26 protein-coding genes are annotated in these 25,327 nt (G+C 32.4%); 11 read left to right on the top strand and 15 right to left on the bottom strand.

Annotated elements, in window-relative coordinates; translation table 11 throughout:
* Window positions 1-107: 107 nt before the first annotated feature.
* Window positions 108-503 carry a hypothetical protein gene (locus tag NH26_RS18340; RefSeq protein ID WP_139263162.1) on the top strand — a complete coding sequence of 132 codons (396 nt, stop codon included), beginning with the start codon at window positions 108-110 and terminating at the stop codon, window positions 501-503.
* A gap of 434 nt (window positions 504-937) precedes the next feature.
* On the opposite strand, the gene NH26_RS18335 is transcribed toward NH26_RS18340, so the two are convergent.
* Both NH26_RS18335 and NH26_RS18330 read right to left on the bottom strand, forming a co-directional pair.
* Window positions 938-1,891 (bottom strand): electron transfer flavoprotein subunit alpha/FixB family protein, encoded by a 954-nt coding sequence (locus NH26_RS18335; RefSeq protein ID WP_044223361.1) that lies wholly within the window; start codon window positions 1,889-1,891, stop codon window positions 938-940.
* Between the two features lie 35 nt (window positions 1,892-1,926).
* Entirely contained in the window at window positions 1,927-2,658 is a 732-nt protein-coding gene (locus tag NH26_RS18330; RefSeq protein ID WP_044223359.1) for an electron transfer flavoprotein subunit beta/FixA family protein, read from the bottom strand.
* Window positions 2,659-2,897: 239 nt separating this feature from the next.
* On the opposite strand from NH26_RS18330, the gene NH26_RS18325 reads away from it, so the two are divergent.
* Entirely contained in the window at window positions 2,898-3,455 is a 558-nt protein-coding gene (locus NH26_RS18325) for a ferritin (protein WP_044223358.1), read from the top strand.
* 73 nt (window positions 3,456-3,528) lie between these two features.
* Here the strand turns inward: NH26_RS18325 and pncA are convergent, their stop codons facing one another.
* On the bottom strand, window positions 3,529-4,164 hold the full coding sequence (gene pncA / locus NH26_RS18320) for a bifunctional nicotinamidase/pyrazinamidase (protein ID WP_044223356.1): 636 nt from the start codon (window positions 4,162-4,164) through the stop codon (window positions 3,529-3,531).
* Between the two features lie 152 nt (window positions 4,165-4,316).
* Here pncA and NH26_RS18315 point away from each other — a divergent pair, with 152 nt between their 5' ends.
* A complete protein-coding gene (locus tag NH26_RS18315; protein ID WP_044223355.1) occupies window positions 4,317-5,387 on the top strand; it encodes a M42 family metallopeptidase in 1,071 nt (356 codons plus the stop codon).
* Between the two features lie 51 nt (window positions 5,388-5,438).
* Here the strand turns inward: NH26_RS18315 and NH26_RS18310 are convergent, their stop codons facing one another.
* From NH26_RS18310 to NH26_RS18300, 3 genes are all read right to left on the bottom strand, one after another.
* Complete coding sequence (locus NH26_RS18310; RefSeq protein ID WP_044223352.1) at window positions 5,439-6,122, bottom strand: VOC family protein; 684 nt, start codon at window positions 6,120-6,122, stop codon at window positions 5,439-5,441.
* A gap of 85 nt (window positions 6,123-6,207) precedes the next feature.
* Window positions 6,208-6,621 carry a hypothetical protein gene (locus NH26_RS18305; protein ID WP_044223350.1) on the bottom strand — a complete coding sequence of 138 codons (414 nt, stop codon included), beginning with the start codon at window positions 6,619-6,621 and terminating at the stop codon, window positions 6,208-6,210.
* Window positions 6,622-6,644: 23 nt separating this feature from the next.
* Entirely contained in the window at window positions 6,645-10,154 is a 3,510-nt protein-coding gene (locus tag NH26_RS18300; RefSeq protein WP_158021962.1) for a PD40 domain-containing protein, read from the bottom strand.
* 322 nt (window positions 10,155-10,476) lie between these two features.
* Between NH26_RS18300 and NH26_RS18295 the strand changes: the two genes are divergently transcribed.
* Window positions 10,477-12,144: a 2-oxo acid dehydrogenase subunit E2 gene (locus tag NH26_RS18295; protein ID WP_044223346.1), complete on the top strand. Its 1,668-nt coding sequence runs from the start codon at window positions 10,477-10,479 to the stop codon at window positions 12,142-12,144.
* Between the two features lie 333 nt (window positions 12,145-12,477).
* Here NH26_RS18295 and NH26_RS18290 read toward each other — a convergent pair whose 3' ends face one another.
* Window positions 12,478-13,575: a S41 family peptidase gene (locus NH26_RS18290; protein ID WP_044223344.1), complete on the bottom strand. Its 1,098-nt coding sequence runs from the start codon at window positions 13,573-13,575 to the stop codon at window positions 12,478-12,480.
* A 5-nt stretch (window positions 13,576-13,580) separates the two neighbouring features.
* Window positions 13,581-14,453: a hypothetical protein gene (locus tag NH26_RS18285; protein ID WP_044223341.1), complete on the bottom strand. Its 873-nt coding sequence runs from the start codon at window positions 14,451-14,453 to the stop codon at window positions 13,581-13,583.
* 268 nt (window positions 14,454-14,721) lie between these two features.
* Between NH26_RS18285 and NH26_RS18280 the strand changes: the two genes are divergently transcribed.
* From NH26_RS18280 to folB, 5 genes are read left to right on the top strand one after another with little or no spacing between them, the layout of a single operon-like run.
* Window positions 14,722-16,191, top strand: a complete 1,470-nt coding sequence (locus NH26_RS18280) for a hypothetical protein (protein WP_044223339.1) — start codon at window positions 14,722-14,724, stop codon at window positions 16,189-16,191.
* Window positions 16,192-16,695, top strand: coding sequence for a hypothetical protein (locus NH26_RS18275; RefSeq protein WP_052431996.1), 504 nt, complete (start codon window positions 16,192-16,194; stop codon window positions 16,693-16,695).
* Complete coding sequence (locus NH26_RS18270) at window positions 16,695-16,916, top strand: hypothetical protein (protein ID WP_044223337.1); 222 nt, start codon at window positions 16,695-16,697, stop codon at window positions 16,914-16,916. The genes NH26_RS18275 and NH26_RS18270 overlap by 1 nt, the downstream gene beginning before the upstream one ends.
* Window positions 16,917-16,955: 39 nt before the next feature.
* On the top strand, window positions 16,956-17,606 hold the full coding sequence (locus NH26_RS18265) for a DivIVA domain-containing protein (RefSeq protein ID WP_044223335.1): 651 nt from the start codon (window positions 16,956-16,958) through the stop codon (window positions 17,604-17,606).
* A gap of 1 nt (window position 17,607) precedes the next feature.
* Window positions 17,608-17,964, top strand: coding sequence for a dihydroneopterin aldolase (gene folB / locus NH26_RS18260; RefSeq protein WP_044223333.1), 357 nt, complete (start codon window positions 17,608-17,610; stop codon window positions 17,962-17,964).
* Here the strand turns inward: folB and NH26_RS18255 are convergent.
* Window positions 17,951-18,853, bottom strand: a complete 903-nt coding sequence (locus NH26_RS18255; RefSeq protein WP_044223601.1) for a MerR family transcriptional regulator — start codon at window positions 18,851-18,853, stop codon at window positions 17,951-17,953. The two genes, folB and NH26_RS18255, sit on opposite strands and share 14 nt — an antisense overlap.
* A gap of 51 nt (window positions 18,854-18,904) precedes the next feature.
* Here NH26_RS18255 and NH26_RS18250 point away from each other — a divergent pair, with 51 nt between their 5' ends.
* On the top strand, window positions 18,905-19,705 hold the full coding sequence (locus NH26_RS18250; RefSeq protein WP_044223331.1) for an alpha/beta hydrolase: 801 nt from the start codon (window positions 18,905-18,907) through the stop codon (window positions 19,703-19,705).
* A 96-nt stretch (window positions 19,706-19,801) separates the two neighbouring features.
* Here NH26_RS18250 and NH26_RS18245 read toward each other — a convergent pair whose 3' ends face one another.
* From NH26_RS18245 to NH26_RS18220, 5 genes are all read right to left on the bottom strand, one after another.
* The gene (locus NH26_RS18245; protein WP_044223329.1) at window positions 19,802-20,335 is read right to left on the bottom strand and encodes a hypothetical protein; all 534 of its coding nucleotides are present in this window, start codon (window positions 20,333-20,335) and stop codon (window positions 19,802-19,804) included.
* Window positions 20,336-20,347: 12 nt separating this feature from the next.
* Window positions 20,348-21,205, bottom strand: coding sequence for a carboxylating nicotinate-nucleotide diphosphorylase (nadC, locus tag NH26_RS18240; RefSeq protein ID WP_044223327.1), 858 nt, complete (start codon window positions 21,203-21,205; stop codon window positions 20,348-20,350).
* 405 nt (window positions 21,206-21,610) lie between these two features.
* Window positions 21,611-22,801 (bottom strand): sensor histidine kinase, encoded by a 1,191-nt coding sequence (locus NH26_RS18230; RefSeq protein ID WP_084812234.1) that lies wholly within the window; start codon window positions 22,799-22,801, stop codon window positions 21,611-21,613.
* An 8-nt stretch (window positions 22,802-22,809) separates the two neighbouring features.
* Entirely contained in the window at window positions 22,810-23,319 is a 510-nt protein-coding gene (locus NH26_RS18225; protein WP_044223322.1) for a hypothetical protein, read from the bottom strand.
* 127 nt (window positions 23,320-23,446) lie between these two features.
* Window positions 23,447-23,866, bottom strand: a complete 420-nt coding sequence (locus NH26_RS18220) for a hotdog fold thioesterase (protein WP_044223319.1) — start codon at window positions 23,864-23,866, stop codon at window positions 23,447-23,449.
* Window positions 23,867-24,007: 141 nt separating this feature from the next.
* On the opposite strand from NH26_RS18220, the gene NH26_RS18215 reads away from it, so the two are divergent.
* On the top strand, window positions 24,008-24,649 hold the full coding sequence (locus NH26_RS18215) for a histidine phosphatase family protein (RefSeq protein WP_044223318.1): 642 nt from the start codon (window positions 24,008-24,010) through the stop codon (window positions 24,647-24,649).
* 2 nt (window positions 24,650-24,651) lie between these two features.
* Here NH26_RS18215 and NH26_RS18210 read toward each other — a convergent pair whose 3' ends face one another.
* A complete protein-coding gene (locus NH26_RS18210) occupies window positions 24,652-25,323 on the bottom strand; it encodes an HAD family hydrolase (RefSeq protein WP_044223316.1) in 672 nt (223 codons plus the stop codon).
* Between the last annotated feature and the right edge of the window lie 4 nt (window positions 25,324-25,327).

Here is a 25,327-nt window from a genome sequence, read left to right as displayed (position 1 = left end):
CTTGTAAATTTAATTTAATAAACTGATTTACAGTTAGTTATATTTTGTTATTCGATTTTTGAATAGTATTGAGCACATCATAAATGTACTCTCAATAACTAATTATTATGAAAAATCGATCCTTGTCCCTCTTGTCTTTATTATTATTACCTTTTCTATTTTCTTTTACTACCCAAGATGATACTTTAAAATTGAATAACGGTAACAATAAGTTATTCTATAATCAAGAATGGTATCATTGTGCTAAAACTGCTAAAGATCTTTTAAATGATAATGATCAAATGGTATTAGCATTAGAATGGATTGACCAAAGCCTAGACCTTGATATCAATAGTGTCAATTTAGAAATTAAAGGAGATTACTATTGGAAAACGGGGGACATATTCTCAGCAATAGAACAATATAAAAAAGCACTAAGAGTAAAATCTCTCAAATACTGCATGGATAAAGATTTTAAAAGAATCAAAAAGAAATTAGCAAAGTTGAATAAAAAAATAGAATAGTGTCGAGTTAATAAGTTGTACAAAAAATCGAAAGTTGTGGGTTTTATTTTTTGTCTACTTTATGTTAGAATTATTATCACGTAGCTATCGCTATTCTATTCTTCCTGGATTAGACAAAAAATAATCATCCAACTTACTCTAATTTTTAATGTGTTACTACTTTATGGCATCCTTAAAATATGGATGTACAATAAAAAAAATCTCTATAAAAAAACTGAACCTCAACACTTTCGTGTTGAGGTTCTTTATACGATTTTCATCAGTAGTTTGCCGAATGAAAAAAAAATGTCCGACTAAGTTAAAAAAGTCTTTGAATAATACTAAAGTATCATCGAAGTGTTACAAATATAATGAACTATTAATAAATATCAATAACTTCTTCGATTATTAACAAATAATTCTTAAGATTTCGAAACATTTTCATTTTCAGGCTACTAATTCTGATTATTCTTGATTGCTTCTATCAATTTTGGTACTACTTCGAAAGCATCTCCTACCACTCCATAGTCTGCCGCTTTAAAGAAAGGAGCATCTGGATCTTTATTAATGGCAACAATTACTTTAGAAGAATTGACCCCTGCTAAATGTTGTATAGCACCAGAAATACCCACTGCAATATATAACTGAGGAGCTACTTTAATACCCGTTTGTCCAACGTGTTCGTGATGAGGTCTCCAATCCATATCAGAAACTGGTTTAGAACAAGCTGTTGCAGCTCCAAGAGTTCCTGCTAGGTCTTCTATCATTTGCCAGTTTTCAGGTCCTTTCAAGCCTCTACCAGCAGAAACCACCTTATCAGCTTCTGGTAATAAAATATCACCTTCTTGCTTATGTACTCCTACTCTCTTCACTCCAAAATCAGCGTCTGAGAAATTCACTGAAATTCCTTCTACAGCGGCATCAGCACCTGATTCTTCTAACTGCACAACATTTTTAGCAATAGTCAAGACTTTATTACCATCAGGTACACTTACAAAAGCAAATGCTTTACCTGTGAATACTCCTCTTTTTACCGTAAAACCATTCGATGTGTCTGGTAAATCTTGAACATTAGCGACTACAGCACTGTTTGTCTTAATTGCAACTCTTGCTGCTACTGCATCTACTAGAGATGATCTAGACATTACAATTGTAGATGCTGATACTTGAGATGCTGCTTCTGCAATTAAAGCTGCTGTAGCTGCAATCACTCCATCATTCAATCTTTCGTCTGAACAATGTAAAACTTTGGCTGCACCAAATTTTCCTGTTTTTGCTAATTCTGATTCCTCAATTGAACCCATTGCTACCGCAGTAACATCACCCAATTTTGAACCATATGTAACTGCTTCTAATGATGATTTCTTGATAACCCCATTATCTGCTTCTATAAATACTAATATTGACATTTTCTGATATTTTATGTGTTAAGTAAATGGATTGATTAAAGGACTCTTGCTTCGTTTTTAAGTAAACCAACTAACTCGTCCATTTGAGCTGCGTCTACCATTTTACATTCTCCTTTTTCTGGTGGTAATTCAAATGAATCATAAGAAGTTACTCCGTCTACCCCTACAGGTTCGATGACAGCCAAAGGTTTCTTTCTAGCCATCATAATCCCTCTCATGTTTGGAATTTTCCATTCTGCAATTGGTTCTTGACAACCTGCAACAAAAGGCATTCCTACTTCCACTTCTTCATGTCCTCCTTCAATTTCTCTATGTAGTTTAGCTGTAGATCCATCAATATCTAACCTCATTGCAGGTGCAATTGATGGCCAGCTCAATAGTTCACCTACTAAACCATGAACAAGTCCAGAGTTAAAATCTGAAGATTCACGTCCCATTAAAATCATATCGAAATCTTTATCTTTAGCATATTCTACAATTTGCTTTGCAACAAATAGTGAATCTGTGGGCTCTGCATTAATACGGACAGCATCGTCTGCTCCGATAGCTAAAGCTTTTCTAATCGAAGGCTCAGTATCTGCTAAACCTACATTTAAAACAGTGACAGTGCCACCTTCTTTTTCTTTGATTTCTACAGCCCTTGCTAGAGCAAAGTCGTCATATGGACCGATAATGAATTGAACTCCTTTAGTATCAAGTTTATTATCAACAAACTTGATCTTTGTTGTCGTATCTGGAACGTTACTAATACAAACTAAAATTTTCATGTGTTATTATTTTGGATATCACTGTATCTTTAAGGGTAATACAGCTAGTTTTTAATTATAATGTTTTATTGGTTTAGCTAAAATAGTATGCAAGCATAATAAATTCCAAACTTTATTTAGAATAATTATTAAAAAACATTCACAAAGTAGATTTATGGGTATATGTGAAACAAAATCCTTTGAAAAGTTTTTTATTTGTAAGGAATATTAATTTAAACATAAACACCCAGATTACGAAAATGCCAATCACTAAAAAAAGATTACAATCCTCTTTAGGAGCAGAAGTCGAAGAGATGTTAAATCAACAAGTACAATTGGAAGATCAATCTTCTCAATATTACCTTTCTTTTGCTTCTTGGTGTGAAACACAAGGATACGTTAAAGCTGCAGAGTTTTTATATGAGCATGCTGAAGAAGAAAGACAACATATGCTGAAATTTTTCAAATATATTAATGCAGTTGGAGGACATGCTAAAGCGGCTGAAATTACTCCTGTACCCTACGATTTTGAATCTTTAAGACAAGTTTTCGAAATGGTTTTAGAACATGAAATTAAAGTGACAAAAGCCATTAATGAAATCGTTGATTGCTGTTTCCAAAATAAAGACTTCAGTACATTCCAGTTTTTACAATGGTTTGTTGCTGAGCAAAGAGAAGAAGAAGAAACTGCTAGAACAATATTAGATGCATTTGATATCATCGGAGAAGATAGCCCACAAGGACTATGGATGATTGATCAAGAAATTGGTCGAATTGGTGCTGAAGGTGTTGATTCTGATATGGGAGACCAAGCATAATTAATAATAAACAAAAAAACGTATCAAAGTTTCTATTACTTTGATACGTTTTTTTTATACGAATATCTTTTGACTAATAATCTCCGCTAAAAACTTTTTCTAATTCACGACTATGAATTACTCTAATTCCAGAGACTTTCATATCTATAATAGCATTCTGAACATCATTGGGCCTAAAATTAATCCCTTTGGAGGCATCTTCTATCATAAACGTTTTATACCCTAAAGCTTTAGCATCTAATGCCGTATACTTAACACAAAAATCTAGAGCGATACCTGCAACATACACTTCTTTCACCCCTTTAGATTGAAGGTAATCATGTAAACCAGTATCATTTAATTTACCATTATCAAAAAAGCCACTGTAATCATCTACATCTTCTTTTGTTCCTTTTTCAAAAACTTTTTCGATCACCTTTGTGTTTAGATCTTCAGGAAATTTTGCTCCATCAGAGTTAGAAACACAATGTGCAGGCCATAAGATCTGCGGTAAATCATTTACTTCAACAATTTCGCCTACTTCTCTCTCATGATGATTACAGGCAAAACTTTTATGACTTGCAGGATGCCAATCTTTAGTGGCTACTACAACATCAAAATGATGATTGATATTATTGATAACAGGAATAACTTTCTCTCCTTCGGGTACGACAAGGAATCCATTGGCTAGAAAATCTTTTTGTACATCTATAATGATTAATGCACGCATATATTTTATTAAGGTGTTGATGGTTCTAAAAACAGTTCAATTTAATATATCACTAAAAAAAATCATAAAGATGATACAAGAATTAATCGAACTATGTAACTTAACGTAACAGATCAGTAAAATAGACAGATTTTAATTTATTTTAAAACATAATGGATCAACATAGTAAAGATTTCTTATATAAATACCTAAATAATGCTTCACCAACAGGGTACGAAGCTGAAGGTCAAAAAATTTGGTTAGAGTATATTCAACAATATGTGGATGATACTTATGTAGATAACTATGGTACTGCAGTTGGTATTATTAATCCAGATGCTCCCTACAAAGTAGTTATTGAAGCTCACGCTGATGAAATTTCATGGTTTGTGAATTATATCACTCCTGAAGGTTATATCTATGTAATAAGAAATGGAGGTTCTGACCATCAAATTGCACCTTCTAAAAAAGTTTTACTGCATGGTGAAAAAGGTGTTGTTGAAGGTATTTTTGGATGGCCAGCAATTCATACTCGTAAACCAGGTAAGGAAGTTAATCCTTCTTTAGATAACATCTTTATTGATGTAGGAGCTGCTTCAAAAGAGGAAGTAGAAGAAATGGGAATTTTTGTTGGTACTGTCATTACTTACCCTGATGAGTTAGGCGAATTAAATAAAGGCAAATACCTTACAGGTAGAGCATTAGATAACCGTATTGGTGGTTTTATGATTGCTGAGGTGGCTAGAAGACTAAAAGAAGAGTCTTTCGATGTTCCTTTCGGTCTATATGTTGTAAATGCTGTACAAGAAGAAGTAGGCCTAAGAGGTGCTGAGATGATCACTCAACATATCAAACCAAATGTGGCAGTTGTTACAGACGTTTGTCACGACTCTTCTGCACCAATGTATAATAAACAGACAGAAGGTGAAACAAAGGGTGGAAATGGTCCTGTTTTAACTTTTGCTCCAGCAGTACAAAATAACCTGCTTAAAATGTTAATCAACACAGCAAAAGAAAAAGAAATACCTTTCCAAAGAGCTGCTTCTTCTAGAGTTACAGGAACAGATACAGATGCTTTTGCTTACTCTAACGGTGGAGTTCCTTCGGCTTTAATATCACTTCCTTTAAAATATATGCACACTACTGTAGAAACGGCACATATGGATGATATTGAAAATACTATTAAGTTGATGCACGAATTCGTGAAACAATTAGATAACGATCATGATTTTAGATATATCTAGAAATTATTGATAAGTGCTAAGCATTTTTAAACATAAAAAAAACAGGTACAACTACTTCAGTTCTACCTGTTTTTTTATATTCAAATTTCCATTTTGATAGACCACTTTGAATTTCTCTTTTTCATGCTCCATAAGTAATTCAAAATCTATCACATGAGGAAATGTTGAAGAGGGAAACCACTCTTTCTTTTTTTGATGATTAATACAAATAAATAATCCATTTTCATCTCCAACGGCACAAAATCTATCCATACTCCCATCATAAATAGGCAGATTACACTTTTCTAATTCCTGGTATAAAGTATTAATATCAATAGATGGAACACCTATCTCGGATATATTAAGTAATGAGTTATTATCAAACTTATTATCAGAAAGCCTATTTAAATTATGTCTACTAATGAATTCTACAATATTCTGATCTTCGTCCTTAAAGTAAATTGCTTCTGCGTTCCAAGCGGAAAAATCAATAATTTCTTTTCCTTCAAATTGCAGCAATTCCACTCTATTACTTAACCAAACTTTAGCATCCTCTATTTTATTAGAAGGAATATTTATTGCAAAATGATAAGGGAACGTTTCCTTTGCTTCTTTAAAAATTAAGCTAGAATCTCCAATACCTATTTCAAAAGATTTTTCGCTTTCCTTTAACACTTTACAGTTGAATACCTCTTGATAAAACGATTTTTGTTCTTCTAAATGAGAAGTATATAATGTAAGAGATAGGATATACATAAATTACTTTTGTTTCAATGTTGTTGAATAAAAAAGGTGCTCCAAAAATTCATTTGAAACACCTCATTTTCTTATTGGAAAAGAATTAATTCATTTTTGGAACGCTTACTCCTTTATCCGCGCCAATGATTACATTGACTTTATTGACTTTATTTTTCTTAAGTTTTGTAGATTTTAAGCCATCTTCAGAAACTAACTTTCCTTTTTTAGCTACTACATAATAAGCTTTTTCTTTTAAACCTTTAGTAAATTTCACTCTACCGTTTTGGTTTGTTTTGGTCTTTGCTTCAATGCCGTTTTCTTCATCCCAAGCATCATCTTCTGTCTCATAAATAGTAACAGAAGCTCCTTCTACGACATTACCTCTATCATCCATTACAGTAACTTGTAAAATTGGATTGATGAAATATGTCGAAGCCTCTTCTGTTGGAATAGCTTTAAAACTAGAAGCTACAACACCTAAAAAAATTAGTACGATTAGTTTACTCAAATTAGTCATATAAGTTCTATTTGATGTTAATTTTAGAAATCATGCCCTAAAGTTACATAATACTTTGGTTTTGATTGTCTAAATCCATCTTCAATTCCCCAAGCAACGTCTAATTTAAGATAATAACCTAATAATGTAGTTCTACCTCCGAAACCATGTCCCATCAAGAATGGATATCTAAAGTTTTTAACGGTAGCATCAAATGCACCTGCAGAAATCTCTTCTGTGTTTAATGAGTTATCTTCTTCGAAAGGATTAACACCTGTCCAAGCAGAACCAATATCGAAGAATACTGTAAACTGTAAATCTCTAAGAATTTTTGATTTTACAGGTTTCTTTGTCAAGAATTTCATTACTGGCATTCTTAACTCGGCATTAAACAACATATAATTTTCTCCTTCCCATTTATTCCAATTAAAGCCTCTCATTGGCATATTAAATTGAGTAAAGAATAAATGAGATAAATCGGCATCTTCTATTGTTTGGTTTTCTCTAGGTACTCCTCTAGGATCATTGTCCATAGACCCAAATGCCCAGTTATCCATACCTCCTAATCTGTAGGTCATCGGTGATTGACCAAAGAAAGTTCCTGCTGAAGCCCTTAAAGCTAAAGTCATAGACCTTAATACTTTTTGATATCTTCTCACATCAAAACTCAAATTTTGAAAAGAAAAAGATTCACTATTTAAACCAACATAATTTTCATATCTGATCTTTGCTCTAGTACCAATCAACATGTTCTTTCCCCTCTCAAGACTGTTATCAAATACATATTCCACATTAAAACCTGTCCAGCTTCTCTTAACATCAGGAACAGAAAGACCAGGTTGTAAAGAAGTATCTGTATATCTTGTGAAAGCTAAGAATGGCTGAACCTCAATTCTACTTCTAATGCTTATTGGTAATGACATTCCCCCTTCATAATACGACTTAGAATACTTTTGTAATCTTTGTTCAATTTCTAAAGCGTTCCTCTCATATCTAATACTGAAATCTACTCTTCTTTTTAGGTATAAATATTCTGCAAAGAAATTACCATTATCTAAAGAGAATGTACCGAACAAACCTGCATTAATTTTATGATTTTCCATAGCATCTGTCATCATCACTTCAAATTGTAATCCAGAACCATACAATGGGTCAAAACGCATATTTGTATTGAAACCATCTACAGAAAAACGAGTTTCATAATCTCTTGATTTAGTAAACATCGATTTCTTTTTAGTGGCATCACTTTTCGCTTTTAAGCGTTCGTTATATTTTGACCAAAAAGCATCTCGTTTGTTTTTACTATAAGAGAAGAACTTATAATCATCTGTATTAGCTTCAGTTGGTGTATCAGAATAAGTCGGTTGATTAGGTAATAAATTATTATCCGTTTCTTTTTCTTTTTCCCTTGATGTTATGAAAGTGAAATTTTCAAAATCAATTTCTTCATCCATTGGATCAACATCAATTTCTTTATCCTCCTCTTTGATCACTAATTCATTATTAGCTTCTTCCAATGTCACCTTTTCTTGTACTTGAATAACAGAGTCCTCGTCTTCCCATGTAATCGAATTTGTAACCGTAGTATCATTGGTTTCTGCTAGAAACTCCTCGGCTAACTTCGCTTCATAAATAGAGTCTTGAACTCTTTTCAATTCCTTCTGACGTTGTTGTTCTCTGAATAACGCCATGCGTTTATCTTCTTCTTCTTGTCGTTTTCTTTGTAACTGTCTTTTCTTCTTTAATGCTCTTAGTTCTCTAAGATCCATGATCTGTTGACGACGAGTCTTAGGAGTGAATACATTTTTATTAGGGTTGATGCGCCCCTCATACATGTGTTCCTTTTCGTCACTATAAGCAATAAAAGAAACTCTTTGGCCACTAACAGTAAAGTCTTTGATACTATATTTAAAATTAGACACTTGTCTCGTTAGAGAATCCGTTAAGTCATAAGAAAAGAAGTTGGTAATACCTTTTCTATCACTTAAAAAGAGAATAGTAGTATCATTCACCATCTGAGGTTTTATATCTTTCCCCAAATTATTAGTTAACCTATTAAGCTCTGTTGGTTTGCTCTTATCGTACTTATATAAATTGAATGTAGAAGTAATATCTTCAATATTCCCTTTTTTCGATTTTGTTGAGTCATTCGTTCTATTTGAACTAAAAATAATATCGTTACTATTATTCATATATGACGGAGAAAGATCGTCATAGTAATCTTTTGTTATCTGACGGGTTCTTCGTCGAGCTATATTATGTTCATAGATATCCGTTTGTCCTCTCCTTTCGGCACTCATAACAATTCTTTTACCATCAGGAGAAACTGATACATCATTAATATGATCAAATTTAAATTCAATCTTACGTTTTAGGTATCTAAAAAATGTATTGAAGCCACCTTTGGATACGTTATATATCCACATGAAATTATTGCCTTTTTTCTGAGAGAAAATCACTAGTTCTTCATCAGTAATCCAATCTACTAACGGTACATCATAATCTATTTGCTGGTTGACTACTTTGTAACCACTTTTAAATACTGTTTGATTTTTCTTTTTCTCAAGGTCAAAAATATTGATTTTATACTTTCCATTATCGTTTTCAGTATACGCTACTTTTGTACCACTAGGATTGTAATTAACTTTATTATATATCCTTGATTTTCTATTTCGTTTAATCCTATTTTTTGGATCAATGTCTTTGTACGATTTATTTAACGTTTCATGTTCATTCAAATAAAATTGTTTCCAACCTTCTATAAATTCTTCATAAGAAATACCTAAAGTATTTTGAATGGAAACTTTTTCATCCCGGATAATTTTCGTGAGGTTTAAAGTACTAGCCATATTACTTTTACCATAGGTCTCTACCAAGTAATTCCATATAGATTGTCCCACAATACGAGCATCATCACCTTCTATGTATCTAATATTAGGAAATTTGTCTGGGTGTCTCGAAAAGAAATCTCTGACCATATCATCCATCTCTCTAGACCACCCTCTAGCAATATAGTCAGACGCTCCAACCACGAACCAATTGGGTAAATTCAATAAATAAGAAGATTTGATCATGTCTTTTAAAGAACCACCGTACATCATTTCAAAAATAAATGCATCAGATATTGCTCTTTTTACTTCTTCTTCAAATATTTCTTTACTTCCACTAAAAGATACTTCTACTTCAGAACGAATAAAATTAGTTTGACCCGTAGCGGCATATCCCTGTTGAAATAAACCAATATTACTTTGTCTTAAATCTTGAATAGAATTATAAACTAGTATTTTAGTTTTATAAAAAGGTGCATGACCAATTGTTTCTGTTAGGTACTGATATTCGCTTTCGGCGATTTCACCTGCAATTTTAGCAATGGTGATACCATAACCGTAATAATAAAGTTCAAAGTGTTCTGTTTCTATATAACTCCAATCGAATACTTCGTATTGAACACGGTTTTTTCCAAACTTATCTAAATGGAAAAAATGTTGTGCATTTACCATCGAAGTCATGAATAGAAATAATATTGATAGAGTTCTACTTATATGTAGTTGCATAGTATATGTCCTCATTTGAGTAAGCCAGATTTTTTGAAGAAGTTATAAAAGTCTGCCACATAATGTTCTAAAGAGTCAACAAGCAATTGTAATAATCCAAGTTAATGTAAGAGTAAAATTTCAAGAGCTTAGCTTTATTCAAATTAATAAAAAAAATGAAAATGAACGTAAGAAAAGCCTAAAAAGTTCATCTAAATTGAAAACATCTAAATTTAAATGAATACAAATCTCTAAACTTTACATAATATTTAAAATTTCTGTTTATTTTTGGCACGAAAACGAAAAATGTAAAGACAAACAAAATTAGAGTCTTAATTAGATTATGGCAGAAGTAATCAGAATGCCCAAAATGTCAGATACAATGACAGAGGGCGTGATCGCATCTTGGTTAGTAAAAGTAGGAGATGAGATTTCATCTGGCGATGTTATCGCTGAAGTGGAAACAGATAAAGCCACTATGGAACTCGAAAACTACGAAGACGGTGTTTTATTATATATCGCTGTCGAAGAAAAACAGGCTGTACCTGTTGATGGAATTATTGCAATTGTTGGTGAAGAGGGTGAAGACTATCAATCTCTTCTTAACGGAAATACATCCGCTGCACCAGCTGAAAGTGCTCCAGCACCTGCTGCTGAAGAAGCACCTGCACCGGCTGCAGCCCCTGCTGCTGAAGCAATTGATGTCTCTGGTATCAATGCAACAGTAGTAAAAATGCCAAAAATGTCAGATACAATGACTGATGGTACAATTTCTCAATGGTTAATGAAAGTTGGTGATGAAGTAAATGCAGGTGATATTCTTGCTGAAGTTCAAACTGACAAAGCTACAATGGAACTAGAGTCTTACGACGAAGGTAAACTATTGTACGTTGCTGTTGAAGATGGTGGTTCTGTTCCTGTTGATGGAGTAATTGCTATCATCGGTGAAGATGGAGCCGACTTCCAAACACTATTAAAAGCTGAAGAGCAAAATGCTGCAGCACCTGCTGAGGCTGCTCCGGCTCCAGCTCCTAAGGCTGAAGCTCCAGCTGCAAAACCTGCTGCTGCTCCGGCACCAAAAGCAGCACCATCTGCTCCTGCAGTAGCTCAATCTAGAGATGCTGCTCCAGCTCCTGAACATGATGGCAAAAGAGTATTTGCTTCTCCTTTAGCTAAGAAAATGGCTGATGATAGAGGTTTTAATATTGCTATGATTCCTGGTTCTGGTGAGCATGGTAGAGTAATTAAGAGAGATGTTGAGGCATATGTACCTTCTCCAACTCCTGTTGCTGCTGCCGCTACTCCAGCTGCTGCTGCACCTGTTGGCGTTGAAAGCTTCAACGATGAGCCAATGAGCAGTATGCGTAAAGCTATTGCTAGAAACTTAACTTCAAGTCAGTTTGGTGCTCCGCACTTCTACTTGACTATGGATATCGATATGGACAAGGCTATGGCCGCTAGAAAGTCTATGAACGAAATTGCTGAGGTTAAGATTTCATTTAACGATATGGTAGTTAAAGCCGTTGCGACATCATTAAAGATGCACCCTATGGTTAACTCAATCGTTGAAGATGATGTAATCAAATTAGCAAATCATATTAATGTTGGTGTTGCAGTTGCTATTCCTGATGGTTTAGTTGTTCCTGTAATCAGACATACTGATATGATGTCATTATCTCAAATTTCTTCTACAGTAAAAGAAATGGCGGGTAAGGCAAAAGATAAAAAACTTGGCTTAGATGAAATGTCTGGTGCTACATTTACTATATCTAACTTAGGTATGTTTGGCATTGAGCAATTCACTTCTATCATTAATGCTCCTGCTTCTTGTATTCTTGCAGTAGGTGGCATCAAACAAGTACCTGTTGTCAAAAACGGACAGATTGTTCCTGGTAATATCATGAAGATTACTCTTACATGTGACCACAGATCTGTAGATGGTGCTATTGGTGCAGCATTCTTGAAGACCCTAAAAGGTTTACTTGAGGATCCTGTTAGAATCCTTATCTAATTCGACTTTGCCAAGCAATTAAGATGAAAATAGTTTAATCGCTATATATATTTAGCCACTTCATTAATTTGAAGTGGCTTTTTTATTATCTATGACTACTCATTCCAAAATAGTTATCAATAGTTCTCACAATTTGAATCATAAAAGTAGTACTACAGTATGTGCTTAATGATGAAATTCATAAATAAAAAAAACGCAACTTATTTTCATAAGTTGCGTCCTCTTAGATTTGGATCTTTACTGTGGTTAGACAGTATATGTTTTAGTATTATTCGCACTCTTATATACGGATAATACAAAATTTATGTTACATAAAATTATAAAAAAAAGCCTTTACCATGTTCCTTCAAAGATCTCAAAAATGGCCCGTTCAATAAGTGTATCCTTATTTTTCTGTGTATCAACTGGTTGTTGAGTAACAACAATATCTGGAGGAACGCCTAATTCAAATCCTGTATCACCATCAACTGACCTTGTTTGTGTTACAGACATTCTATAATACCATCCATTAGGTAATTGACCTCCTCTTGGAGCTCCTAAACCTCCACCTGTAGGTACACCTATAATCTTTACAGGATGTAATTTTTTTACAGCTTGAATTGCTGTGGCAAAATAAGATGTTGCACTATAACAACCTCTATCCGTCAAAATGACAATTTTACCGGGATAATGATATCCTTTGGGAGAAATTTCAGCAGGAATCCATTCATCAAAATCATTTGGACCAGGCCCAACTTTATTCCTACTATGGTATAAAGTAATTGTACCAGAGCTTGGTGGGATAAAACGTTTACATATTTGAAAAATATTTAATGGGGACCCTCCTCCATTACTTCTCACATCAAAAATCATCCCTTCAGTAACATTTCTATAACGAGTGATGATATAGTCGATATCGTAATTAGAAATCATAGATGAAAAACTACTATACCTGACATATAAAATCCCTTTGTTTTCACCGTTCACTTCTTTAACTAAAGGTACTTTAGCACCTGTATCATCATAGGTGTGAATTAAATCATTCGTTAAAGGACCTGTTTGGGCATAATAATCAGATAAATAATGAGCTCTAATAATTCTCACATCGTAATTAGAATCAGGAACAGCTAACTCAGGATATCGAGAAACATTAAAAGGAGAATATAAATTTACATGACCATCTTTAAGAGTAGCCATCATATCAAACATATGTCCAAAAAATTCTTCTTGAGGCATGTTGTCTGTTATTATACCGTTATAAACATTGTAGACACTGTCCCAATCAATATTTTTCAATTCAAAATAAGAATATTGATCATTTGTTTTTTGCCATAAATAACGAAATGTCTCTCTATTATTAGAGGTTGGATCTTTTTCTATAAATAGGTTTTCGCAACTGCTTAAAACAACCATGGCTAGAAAACCGATTAGAATACTTAATATCTTTTTCATCGTAATTATTCCCCAGTTAAATTAAACATAAATGCAATTCCCAATCTGTGGCTAGCACCTTTCGACGTTCCACTACTTCCTTCATTCACACCATAATACCTCCATACATAATTAAATCTCAATGCATTTTTATTATGAAAATGATAATAGAATTCCAATCTTGAATTTACCTGTACTAAATCACCAATGAAAGCAAAATTACTTTTCCCTTCACCTGAAATAAAATTGGCTCCAGTAGTAAAATTACTAATCGTATTGTAGCTAGGACGAATATATGTCCCCATCAATGGCAATGAAAAATTCCAAACAAAAGTCAGGTTCCTATCCTTTTTTCTTAAAAATTTCCCTGACGATTGATAAAAAACATCCCATGAAAATTGAGTTGCTAATCCAAAACCACTTATATATTCAAAATTTAAAGATGAATTGGTGTAAGAAAAATTTCCTCGATAGTTACCAGAAAAATCAATAGCTCCACCTACTTTAAAATGCATGTTCTTTTTTGAACTTAATACAGGGTTTATTTTCCATAAAGCATGCATATGAGCAGGTACATTATAAAAAATATTTCCTCCAGAATCTGTTATACCTGATAAATCGGTGTATAAAATACCAAAGTCAAAACCTCCATCGAAAAGAAATTCGAAATTTTCGGAAGTAAGTAAATAACCTACTGTACCTCCTATTCCATTGCCTTTATAAGTCAAAGGAGAAAAAGCTAAATCTTGAGATTTAGTACTTGGAGAATAATTGATTCCAGCAATAAAATAATGTTGCTTTTTAAGCGTAGGTGGTTTTTCTTCTTGTGCAAATGCAGCAAAAGAAATTCCCAATAAGAGAAGAGATAAATAACACTTCAATAATACTTGAAGATTCATTGATAGGTAATAAGTTAGATTGAACTTTACACTTAAAAAAACATCGAGTATTAAGTGTTTAATCAGTAATACAAAGTAAAGTCTGACTTCTAATGATAATTCTTTTAGACTTTAAATTTTTATTACTTACATTAAATTAATGAACCTTTTTGAATATTGAAAAAGAAATGTTAAATCAATTTTACTAACTTTAAAAAAATTAAAAATCTAATTGATTACTTTTAGAAATAATCACTCAAAATAGCTTAAAGATAATCTGTTTCTTTTCATGGTAAAAAAATCTATTTTCATCTTAATTTCATTCCTTTTGTCTGCTTTATTAGTACAGGCCCAATCTAATAGACACTGGAATAATAGTTTCAATACAGATGCGAGTTTATTATCAGGTGCCGTTGTTGGTGGTGGTAGTGGTATTACCGCTATTTTCTATAATCCTGCACAAATTGCGGATATTGATTACCAAAAGTTTGCTATTTCGGCTAATATTTTCAGCCTATACATCTATGATTATGAAAAAGCACTTGGACAGGAAGATGGTTATTCTGATTGGAACTTTAAAGTACAACCTCGATTTGTCGCTTTTTTATTAAGACCTAAAAGATGGAAAAGTACAAGTATTGAATTGGCTAGTTTTACTAGAGATAAAGTATCTTCAGAATTAAGAAGCCGAAATGCATTAGAATTAGATCTGATTAAAAGTAGAGATGGTAATGAAATTTATCTTGCAGACTATTACTACAGAATGGATTATGAAGACTATTGGTTAAGTATTGGAATAGCTAAAAAGTTTAATGAAAAATTTAGTGTTGGTATAAGTGGATACCACTCTTATATTGGCTTTAAGTATGATTATGAGATACAAACAAGAGCATTTTCTGCTGACCCTACTAATAATGATGATTCATTCTATATTTCTCAATATAAAAATGTACAATCTATTACAGGTTATACTTCAAGACTTTTATTTAAATTAGGACTAAAATATCAGTTAAATAATTGGCAATTTGGGTTAGCTGTTCAATCTCCTTCGATTAGATATTTAGGTGATTCAAAGATTTACAGAGAAGTTTCTATGCAAAATATCCACAATCAAAATGGAGATTTACTTCCTAATATGTTAGTTTCTGAATTTCAAGAAGATTTACCTACAAATTTTAAAGACCCGTTTAGTATTGCTTTAGGAGCTACCTACGCACGTGAAAAGTCTTCATTTTATTTCACTGCGGAATACTTTGCAGCAATTGATCGATATAAATTAATAACAGACCAACCACCAGGACCTTATGTTACTAATAACATCTTAGGTATTAGAACAAACAACTGGCTGGATTACTATGCTCAAAATGATGATGTTACTAATATCGCTGTCGGTTATAGAGTTAACTTAGCAGACGAAATTGAATTGATGACAGGATTTAGAACTGACTTTGTGTATGATAATTATAAAGGAGGTTATGACAATCGTTATCCATCAGAAATCACTTCTTTTTCTATCGATCAATATCACACAACCTTAGGAGGACAGTTTACTATATTCAAAACAGATATCATTGCTGGTCTTCAATATTCCTTTGCCTTTGATAAAAACCTTAAGCAAGTGGCTAATTTTTCAGAACCTCAAGAAATTATTCCTGATCAAAGATTAGTTTTACAAGGAGAGAGAAATAATGTAATGGGCATTAAAGAACACACTTTAAGTCTATTCTTAGGGTTTACTTACAACATAGGCAGAGATTAAATGCATTTTATTAAAAAAATTATTCAATATTTTAAAAAAGGACATCACATTGAATTTATCAACGACGAATTCAATGATGAAAATATTGAGCAACAATTTACATTACTACAAACTGCTTATTTTCAACTCCATTCTTCTTTAAATAACACTTTGTTTGATACCAATCTAGAAATTGACGCTATTGGAAATTATTCCGTTGATGGGCACAACCCTTGGGACGAAGAAAGCAAATATAGCGGTAGCTTACAAATTCAAAAAAATGACAACCAATACCATTTAGATTGGGCAGTAGGTATTAGCAATATATATCAGAAAGGCATAGGTAAAGTGATAAAAAACTTTCTAGTGGTACATTTTGATTACAAAGACAAGGAACATACTTTCAAAGGTTTAGTAATATATCGTCAAATTGATAAAGATACATTAGCAGGATTTTGGATAGAAGAAGGTATATTTGAGGTAGGATTTGAATGCTTAAAATTAAAAAATAGAGGATTTCAATAATGAAAACCAAAGAAATATATCAGAAACTTTTATCAGAAAGAGGAAAGTATAAAAATTTCGCCCAGTACAATAAGTTATCAGAATATCAGAAAAAATGCCTTTACAATTCAAATTACTGGAGGGTACAAACTGGCAATGAAGTAATTGCAGTCCCTGACTCAGATGAAAATTATTGGCAAGAATTAGAAAAAAACTTTGAAAAATGCATTGAAGACGATTAAATTGAGAAACTTCTATTACTTCAATTAACAAATTAAACCATGAGTATCGAACCAAACGACTTAATTAACAAAAACTTCAAAAAGAAAATTTTTGGAGGATATGACGCTAAAGATGTAACTAGACTTTTACATACTGTAGCTAAAGAAATTGAATTATTAAGAGAAACAAATGAAAATCTTATTCTTGAACTTCAAGACTATAAAAAAAGATTAGGACAGTTTGAACGTCTAGAAGAAAAAATGATCGATAGTATCAATTCAGCAGAAAATGCAAAAAAAATTGCATTAAGAGACGTTGATAAACAAGCAGATACTATTCTTTCTACAGCCAAACAAAGAGCTGAATTTATCCTAAAAGAAGCGGAAGAGAGAGCGGATAATGCTATGCATGAAGCTAAAAAACGCTATAGTAATGATATGGATAAATTAAGAAAAGATACTAAAATGATGAAACGTGATTATCAAGCCATCGATAATTACTCTGATAAACTTTTAGATGCTTTAAGTGATATGGCTGAGAAAGCACTTTCTGAAACTAGACGTTTAAAAGCAATCAAGGATATGGCACACGCTGATCAATCTTCTGTTAAAATTCAAAAGGAAAAAGCAAAAGAAATGAATGATAAGATTAGTGTTGATAACTCAACGGCTACTAGCTTCTTTGAAGATTTAAATCTTGTAAACGAATAATATGAAAAACAGTATTGCATTAGAAGGGCTTGAATTTTTTGCTTATCATGGGTTCTTTGAAGAAGAAAGAAAAATTGGTAACAAATACGGTGTAGATATTAGCGTTGATACTGATTTTTCTGAAGCCGCAAAAAAAGATAATCTCAATAACACCATTAATTACATGGAACTATTTGAGATTATCAAAAACCATATGGACATTTCCACTAAATTATTGGAAACCATAGGTCAAAATATTGTCAATGATGTTTATGATAAATGGGGTGATAGTGTTCATAAGGTGAAAGTAGTCATCAAGAAGTTTAATCCACCTATAGGATCAATTTGTACATCTTCGAGCATTACTATTGAACAGTAACAGGCTCTTTTAAGCTATCCAATAATTCCATAAAATACTGCATTGAAGGAATTACTTCCATGTTGTCATGCATTTTGTAGTCATTACCAACAATTTGTCTGCCGGTCAATAAGATTTTGGAATCAGGAAAAGCTGATCCTAACTTATCAATATACTTTTGCATATCACTTATTTGTGCAATGGAGGTAGAAACTGTTAAAAGATATTCTGATTGGAATCCGTTATGGACATCTTTTAATTCATTAAATGGTAATGATTGACCTAAATAAATAACCCTAAAGCCTCTTGCTCTGATCATGTATGCTGCGAAAAGTAAAGAAATTTCGTGCAATTCACCTTCCGGAAGAAACAACATAAACGTTGGTTGATCTGGTTGATTTTCTATAATCTGAGCATCTGTGGCTACAATGATTTTCTGTCTCACAAGATTTGATATAAAATGTTCTTGTGCTGGTGATACAGAGCCTGTTAACCAAAGAATACCTATCCTACTCATAAATGGCATGACAATGTTAATCATGGTATCCTCAAAACCCTTTTTAAGAATGTTAGATGCAATAATCTGTTCAAAATGTGATTCATTGAATTCTAACATCGCCATAGTCAAGGCTGATATTTGATCAAAACTCGATTCATTCGTCTCAACTACTTTTAAAACCTCATCATGTATTTCATCTTGAGATAATTTGGCAATTTTAGATATTTTGAAACCGTTATTGTTTAACAACGAAACGTTCAACATTAATTTTAAATCTGAATCGTTATAAAATCTAATATTCGTTTCTGATCGTTTAGGGGTTATTAATTTGTATCTTTGTTCCCAGATACGGATAGTGTGAGCTTTTACTCCAGTTAAATGTTCTAAATCTTTTATTGAATAGTTACTCATAGAATCTGTTTTCAAATTTTTTACAACCTCTTAACAGTTTGACATAAAAAATTGTTTTATTTCTCCCAAAATATTAAAGAAAACTTTAAGGGATTCAATGTTATAGGATCCGGTAAAAAATTATTGGTTTGTTTTCATGGATACGGTCAAACATCTGATGTATTCTCTCCAATATCCAAATTAACGGACGAATATACCATATTATCAATAAGTTTGCCCTATCATTCTGGAAATGATTTATTTGATAAATCTTTAAGTACCAATTATCCTCTTACTGTTTATCATTATATTCTTCATTTTGCAAGGGTAAATCACTTTAAGTCTTGGCAACTATGTGGCTTTTCTATTGGTGCTAGATTAGCTTTATTTAGCTATAAACAAAACCCTAAAAAATGCGATACTTTATTTTTGGTAGCACCCGATGGTGTGGGTAAAAATTATTACTTCCCTGCCCTAACTCATAAATTTATCAATCCTGTATTCAAATATATAATGTCTAAGAATAGATTGTTAACTCGTATCATATCGAGTATAAAATCTATACATCTTATTTCACCTCATCTTGCTCAATTTGCTTTAAACAGTGTCGATTCTAAAGAGAAATCTAAGAAAATAGCAAAAACTTGGATAGCATTAAGAAAAGCACGAATCTCAAATAAAAAATTCAAAAAATTACTTCATAAACATCATACTCCTTTTTACTTAGTGAGTGGTGTATCAGATAGAGTTATTTCAGAATCTAGATTACAAAAATTCACTGCTTTAATGGAAGAAAAACATCTGATACGTTTAAAAGGTAATCACTTTACTGTACTGCAAAGCTTTTTTAGTTGGCTAGTAACAAATAAGTGATCTTAATAACACAAGTCTGATTATCCGTTATAAAATTAAGGCATAAAAAAATCCCTTTTATAGTACTATAAAAGGGATTTTTTTATGTTGATATATTTATGCTTTAGCGATTAAATTTTTACGCTCTAACAACTTCATCATATATTTTTCTTGGTCTCCATTAAAAATAGAGAATGGTAAGTATAATGGCATTCCCAATTTTGAAGCAAAGAATTTTTGAATTTTATTAGCCTCAATATTATCATTACCTAAAACGATAACAAATGCATCTTTCTTTACTTGTACACTTTTAACCATATCCCACTTAATAGGCATTCCTTCTTTTGCATTCTTCTTCATCATAATGAATCTTGAATCAATTTCATACGATAATCTTTCGAAGAATACTTTAGATTGTTCCATTTGTGTTGCACCCATAAATTGAGCCCACCAAAAAAGAACATATAATACTGAAAGGATGATACCTGTTCCGATCCACCAACCCATTGAGTCAGGCCAAATAAGAGAAGGAACGATAATTATTAAAGCTGGAAGAAACCAGAACCACCATAATTCTTTCATTACACCCATTAATCCAAGTTTTACATAAGTACTTGAATCCAATTGATATTTCTTTGTCTTAATTGTCATTTTGTTTGTTAATTACTTTACAGCTTTTAAACTGATATCTTTACTTAAACTTGAATGTGTTAATGCACCTAATGATATATAATCTACACCAGTACGAGCTATTTCTGCAACAACTTCCTCTGTGATACCTCCAGAAGCTTCTGTTTTACATTGGCCATTCACCAATACCACAGCTTCTTTCATTGTATCAGGATGCATGTTATCAAGCATTATCACGTCAACATTTGCAGCTAGAGCTTCTTTCACCTCTTGAAGGTTTCGAGTCTCTACTTCAATTTTTAGTGATTTATTTTTTGATGCTAAATAATCTTTTGTTCTTGCTACAGCTTTTTCTATACTTCCAGCATAATCAATATGATTATCTTTTAGCATAACCATATCATACAATCCGAATCTATGATTTTGACCACCACCAATGTAAACAGCCCATTTTTCTAGAATTCGAAAATTAGGAGTAGTTTTTCTTGTATCAAGAATTTTAGTTTTAGTTCCTTCAACAAGTTTTACTACCCTGTTTGTATGTGTAGCAATACCACTCATACGTTGGATACAGTTCAAGGCCAAGCGCTCTGCCATTAAGATAGATTGTGCTTTACCCTTTACTTCCATAATTATATCTCCATGTGATAAAAAGTCTCCTTCTTTCACAAGTGCTTTCACTTCTAATGTTTCATCTAAAGCATTAAAGATTCTTTCGGCTATTTCTACACCGGCAACAATCCCTGTATCTTTAAATATCATTTTTGCGGACTCAATCGCATCTTCAGGTACTGAAGAAAGTGTCGAATGATCTCCGTCGCCAATATCCTCATTCAATGCTGATTGAATAAAAGATGATATTGCTTGTTCAGTTAAATATTTTGGTTTCACGGACACAAAAGTAATGAAATGAATTTAATTGTTAAGACCTTCTCTAAATTGATCTGTCAAAAATTCAAAATATATGTATTTAACGAGACGATATCCCCCCATAAAAAAGAAAAAAGCCATGCATTGCATCGCTTTAAAGTAAAAAGGGTCGGTTGGAATTCTTCCATTTATAACAAGTTTAGGTTTCCCGATAAAATGTCGACCTTCCACTGTTAACATTCCTAAGAATGACTTTACCGAAGTAAAGTTGAGGCCTGCTCTTCAATAACCGGTACACCTTATATGAGTTCACGTTGAAAAATCCAATATGTGACCGACCCAATACAAAGATCAGAAAATTGGTCAATAATACCAATAAATTAGTTGATTAAATCCTTAATATCTCTTTAAAAATGATCTACAAACTTACATCATTATAGGCATCATTATTCTAAAAGTAGTGCCTTCTCCTAACACAGAATCCAAAACATAGATTTTACCTTGGTGATATTCTTCTACAATTCTTTTTACTAAAGTAAGTCCTAAACCCCATCCTCTTTTCTTAGTGGTATAACCAGGATTAAAAACTTTAGATAATTTATTTTTTGGAATACCTTTTCCTGTATCACTTATATCTATGATAGCTGTATTTTTATGCTGAGTTAAATGCATTTTGATATGGATTTTCCCAACACCATTCATTGCATCAACTGCGTTTTTACATAAATTTTCTATTACCCATTCAAATAAAGGTCTACTTATATTGATCTGTACCTGACTATCGATGTCATAATCTACGCTCAAGCTTACTTTGGCAGAGATTCTTTTTGACATATAATCTACTGCATTCCTTACACTAGATTCTAAATATTTAGGTTTAAGAACAGGTTCAGAGCCAATATTAGAAAACCTAGCGGTGATCATTTCAAGTCGATTTACATCCTTTTGTAATTCTTCAATAATACTCTGATCAAAATCTTCATCTGTTTTAAAATATTCAATCCAAGCTACTAAAGAAGAAATAGGCGTACCCAATTGATGAGCCGTTTCTTTCGCCAACCCTGCCCATACTTGATTTTGTTCTGCCCTTCTTGAGGTAGAAAACACCAAATAAGCCGCCAAAGCTAGAATACCAAAAAGCGAAATCTGTAATAATGGAGCAAAGCGTAAGTTTTTAATTAGATGAGAATCTGCATAGTAAATATATTGCACCTCCCCATTAGAAAAATCTATTTTGATGGGAGCATAAGTTTGCTCCATCTCTTTTATCATTTTTGATAAATAGACTAATTTTTCTTGATTGTTAAGGTCTGTAGGTATTTCTAAGTTTTTAGAACTAATAGGGTATTGATTTTCATCAGCAAGAATCACAGGAATTAGGTCGTTTCCTTGTATCACTTCCATCAAGAGAAAAGTCACATCGGCATTATCTTGCCCATTCATAGACGCTAGTTTTGATTGTACTTTTGCAAAAAAGTCAATCTGATCATACTCTCTTTGTCTTAGTTCGCTGACCAACAATTCTGTATAAATAATTGAAATTACACCTATGATTAGGCCTGTGAAAACAACTAATATTTTTAGTGTTGATCGATTAGTATAAATTTTTCCCTTCAAAATAATCTCTAGTCAATGATTACCGACTGAATAACTTCAGTTGGTGAAGTATAATATTCGAGGTATTTAGTCCCTTTCAGATTTTTTTCTTCCTTCAATTGATCAATAGCATCAATCACATTATCTGGGTTAGGAGTAAACATTTCTCCTAAGTTAATTATAGAATAGATTTCTTCATAAGCCTTCTGATGATAAACCGTGAATTTTTCATCATTATTTTGTTTATCATTGATCACTCCTACAATCACATTTGCTTTTTGATGTTCTGATGGGTGAGTATAAAACAAAACAGCCATGTCGCCCTTCAATACTCCTTTGTTTTTTTGCTGGATCACAGAATCATACAAATGAGTAAATGCTTCTTTAGTAATATCGCCTTCATAGGCAAAACCTTTGATGGTAAACCCCTCATGCTTTCTTTGCTCAATTTCAATATCAACAAATGCTCCTGATAAAACTGCAATGATACCCAATGAAATAAATCCGAATAGAATAAATACCCACTTGTTATTTGCCATAAATGAAATTTGTTATTGTCCGCTTAATTAAAAAATAAAAAAGTTCCTTTAAAAAGGATTGGTTCAAAATTGAGGATTTAAAATCAATAAAAAAATTACATCATCTTTAAAAAATGATGTAGTAACCTTACTTTTTCTTAGTAATAATGGCTACAGTCATTCTTGAAATGCAAATTAACTGATTTTCTTCATCAACAATTCTGGTTTCCCAAACATGAGTCTTTTTCCCCATATGAATCGCTTTAGCCTCACCATAAACTAAGCCATTTTTTACTGATTTGATATGATTAGCGTTGATTTCTTGTCCAACTGCAACCTGATCTTCCTGATCAATATGCAATAATGCCCCAACACTACATAACGTTTCTGCTAATACAACCGAAGCTCCTCCATGTAATAATCCAAAAGGTTGAGTTGTTCTTTCATCTACAGGCATAGAAGCTTTAATAAATCCTTCAGAAACCTCTAAAAATTCTATTCCAACATGTCCAACCATGTTGTTTCTGAGTTTATTAAGTGATTTTATTGTAACTTTACTATTAAACATACATGCTTTATTTTTTTTTATATACTAAACTACCAGTTTTTACGTAAAATAGAGGAGTAGAACAATACTTCTACAATTTTACTATGTTTCACCTTTAAATCATTATTCAAATGATTTTACTTTTGAAAAAAATAAAAAATTATGGTAACAAAACACATTTACATTATCAGGCATGGCGAGACTGATTTCAATAAAAAAGGATATGTCCAAGGAAACAGTGTTGATTCGAACCTTAACAAAACAGGAATAGATCAATCTTTAGACTTCTTTAATAAATACAATCATATTGCCTTTGACAAGATTTATACTTCATCTTTAAAACGTACCTTACAAAGTGTACAACCTTTTGTTAATCTAGGTATTCCATTCGAACAACTATCTGGTTTAAACGAAATTAGTTGGGGAGAAAAAGAAGGTAGACCCTTAACTCCACAAGATAATTTAAACCATAAGAAATTACTTAACGAGTGGAATAGTGGTAATTATCACTACAAATTAGCAGATGCTGAATCGCCATTTGAGGTAGCTCAAAGACAACGATTAGCAATGCATTATATCTTATCCAACCAAAGTGAAGATAATGTCTTAATATGTACACATGGTCGTGCTATGAAGATCTTAGTTTCTACATTAATGGATGAGCCTTTAAAGGATATGGATCAATATGAACATTCTAATTTAGCCTTATATCATTTAGCTTATTCAAACAAAAAGTTTAGAATTATTCAAGCCAATGATACAAGACACTTAGCAAATGTAAAAATTAAAGACCATGCAAAATGATTTTATTCAGTACAAATCTCATCAATAAGAGGGGGTAACTCTGACATGTTTTGAATCACATGTTTAACACCTAGTGATAAAAGAACCTGATCATGCCCCTCTAAAATATGAGATGCACCCGTGAAACCTATAACATACATCCCCGCTTCTACTGCTGATTTCGCTCCACTTTTACTATCCTCAATTACTATAATATTTTCGGGTTTTAAACCCATTTTTTGTGCAGCATATAAATATATATCTGGTGCAGGTTTAGGAAATTCTACATCTTCTACCCCCGAAAAAACTCTATCCTCAAATTGCTCTCTTAATTGGCAAAAATCTACAGAATGATTGATTTGCTCTTTGTATCCATTAGAAATAATTGCTTTTGGTAAAGAAATCGCTTCAAAAGCCTTTTTTACACCATCAATTGCTTTTTCTTCTTTTGTTGCTGCAGCCATATATAGGTCTGTAATTTCCTCAACAAAGTTTTCTTTTAAAGGGATATCATATTTTGCAGACAGCGACTGCATAATTCCGGAAAAGGTTTTTCCTGAACATGTTCTAAGATATTCTTCTAAATCTATTTTCACCCCAAAGTTATTGATGTACTTCACCATCACTCTTGCTGCGATGATTTCACTATCAATAATCACCCCATCACAATCGGAGAATAAATATTCGAATTTCATATTT

The sequence above is a fragment of the Flammeovirga pacifica genome, assembly GCF_000807855.2.
GTDB lineage: Bacteria > Bacteroidota > Bacteroidia > Cytophagales > Flammeovirgaceae > Flammeovirga > Flammeovirga pacifica.
This window is presented reverse-complemented; position numbering and strand designations above follow the sequence as displayed.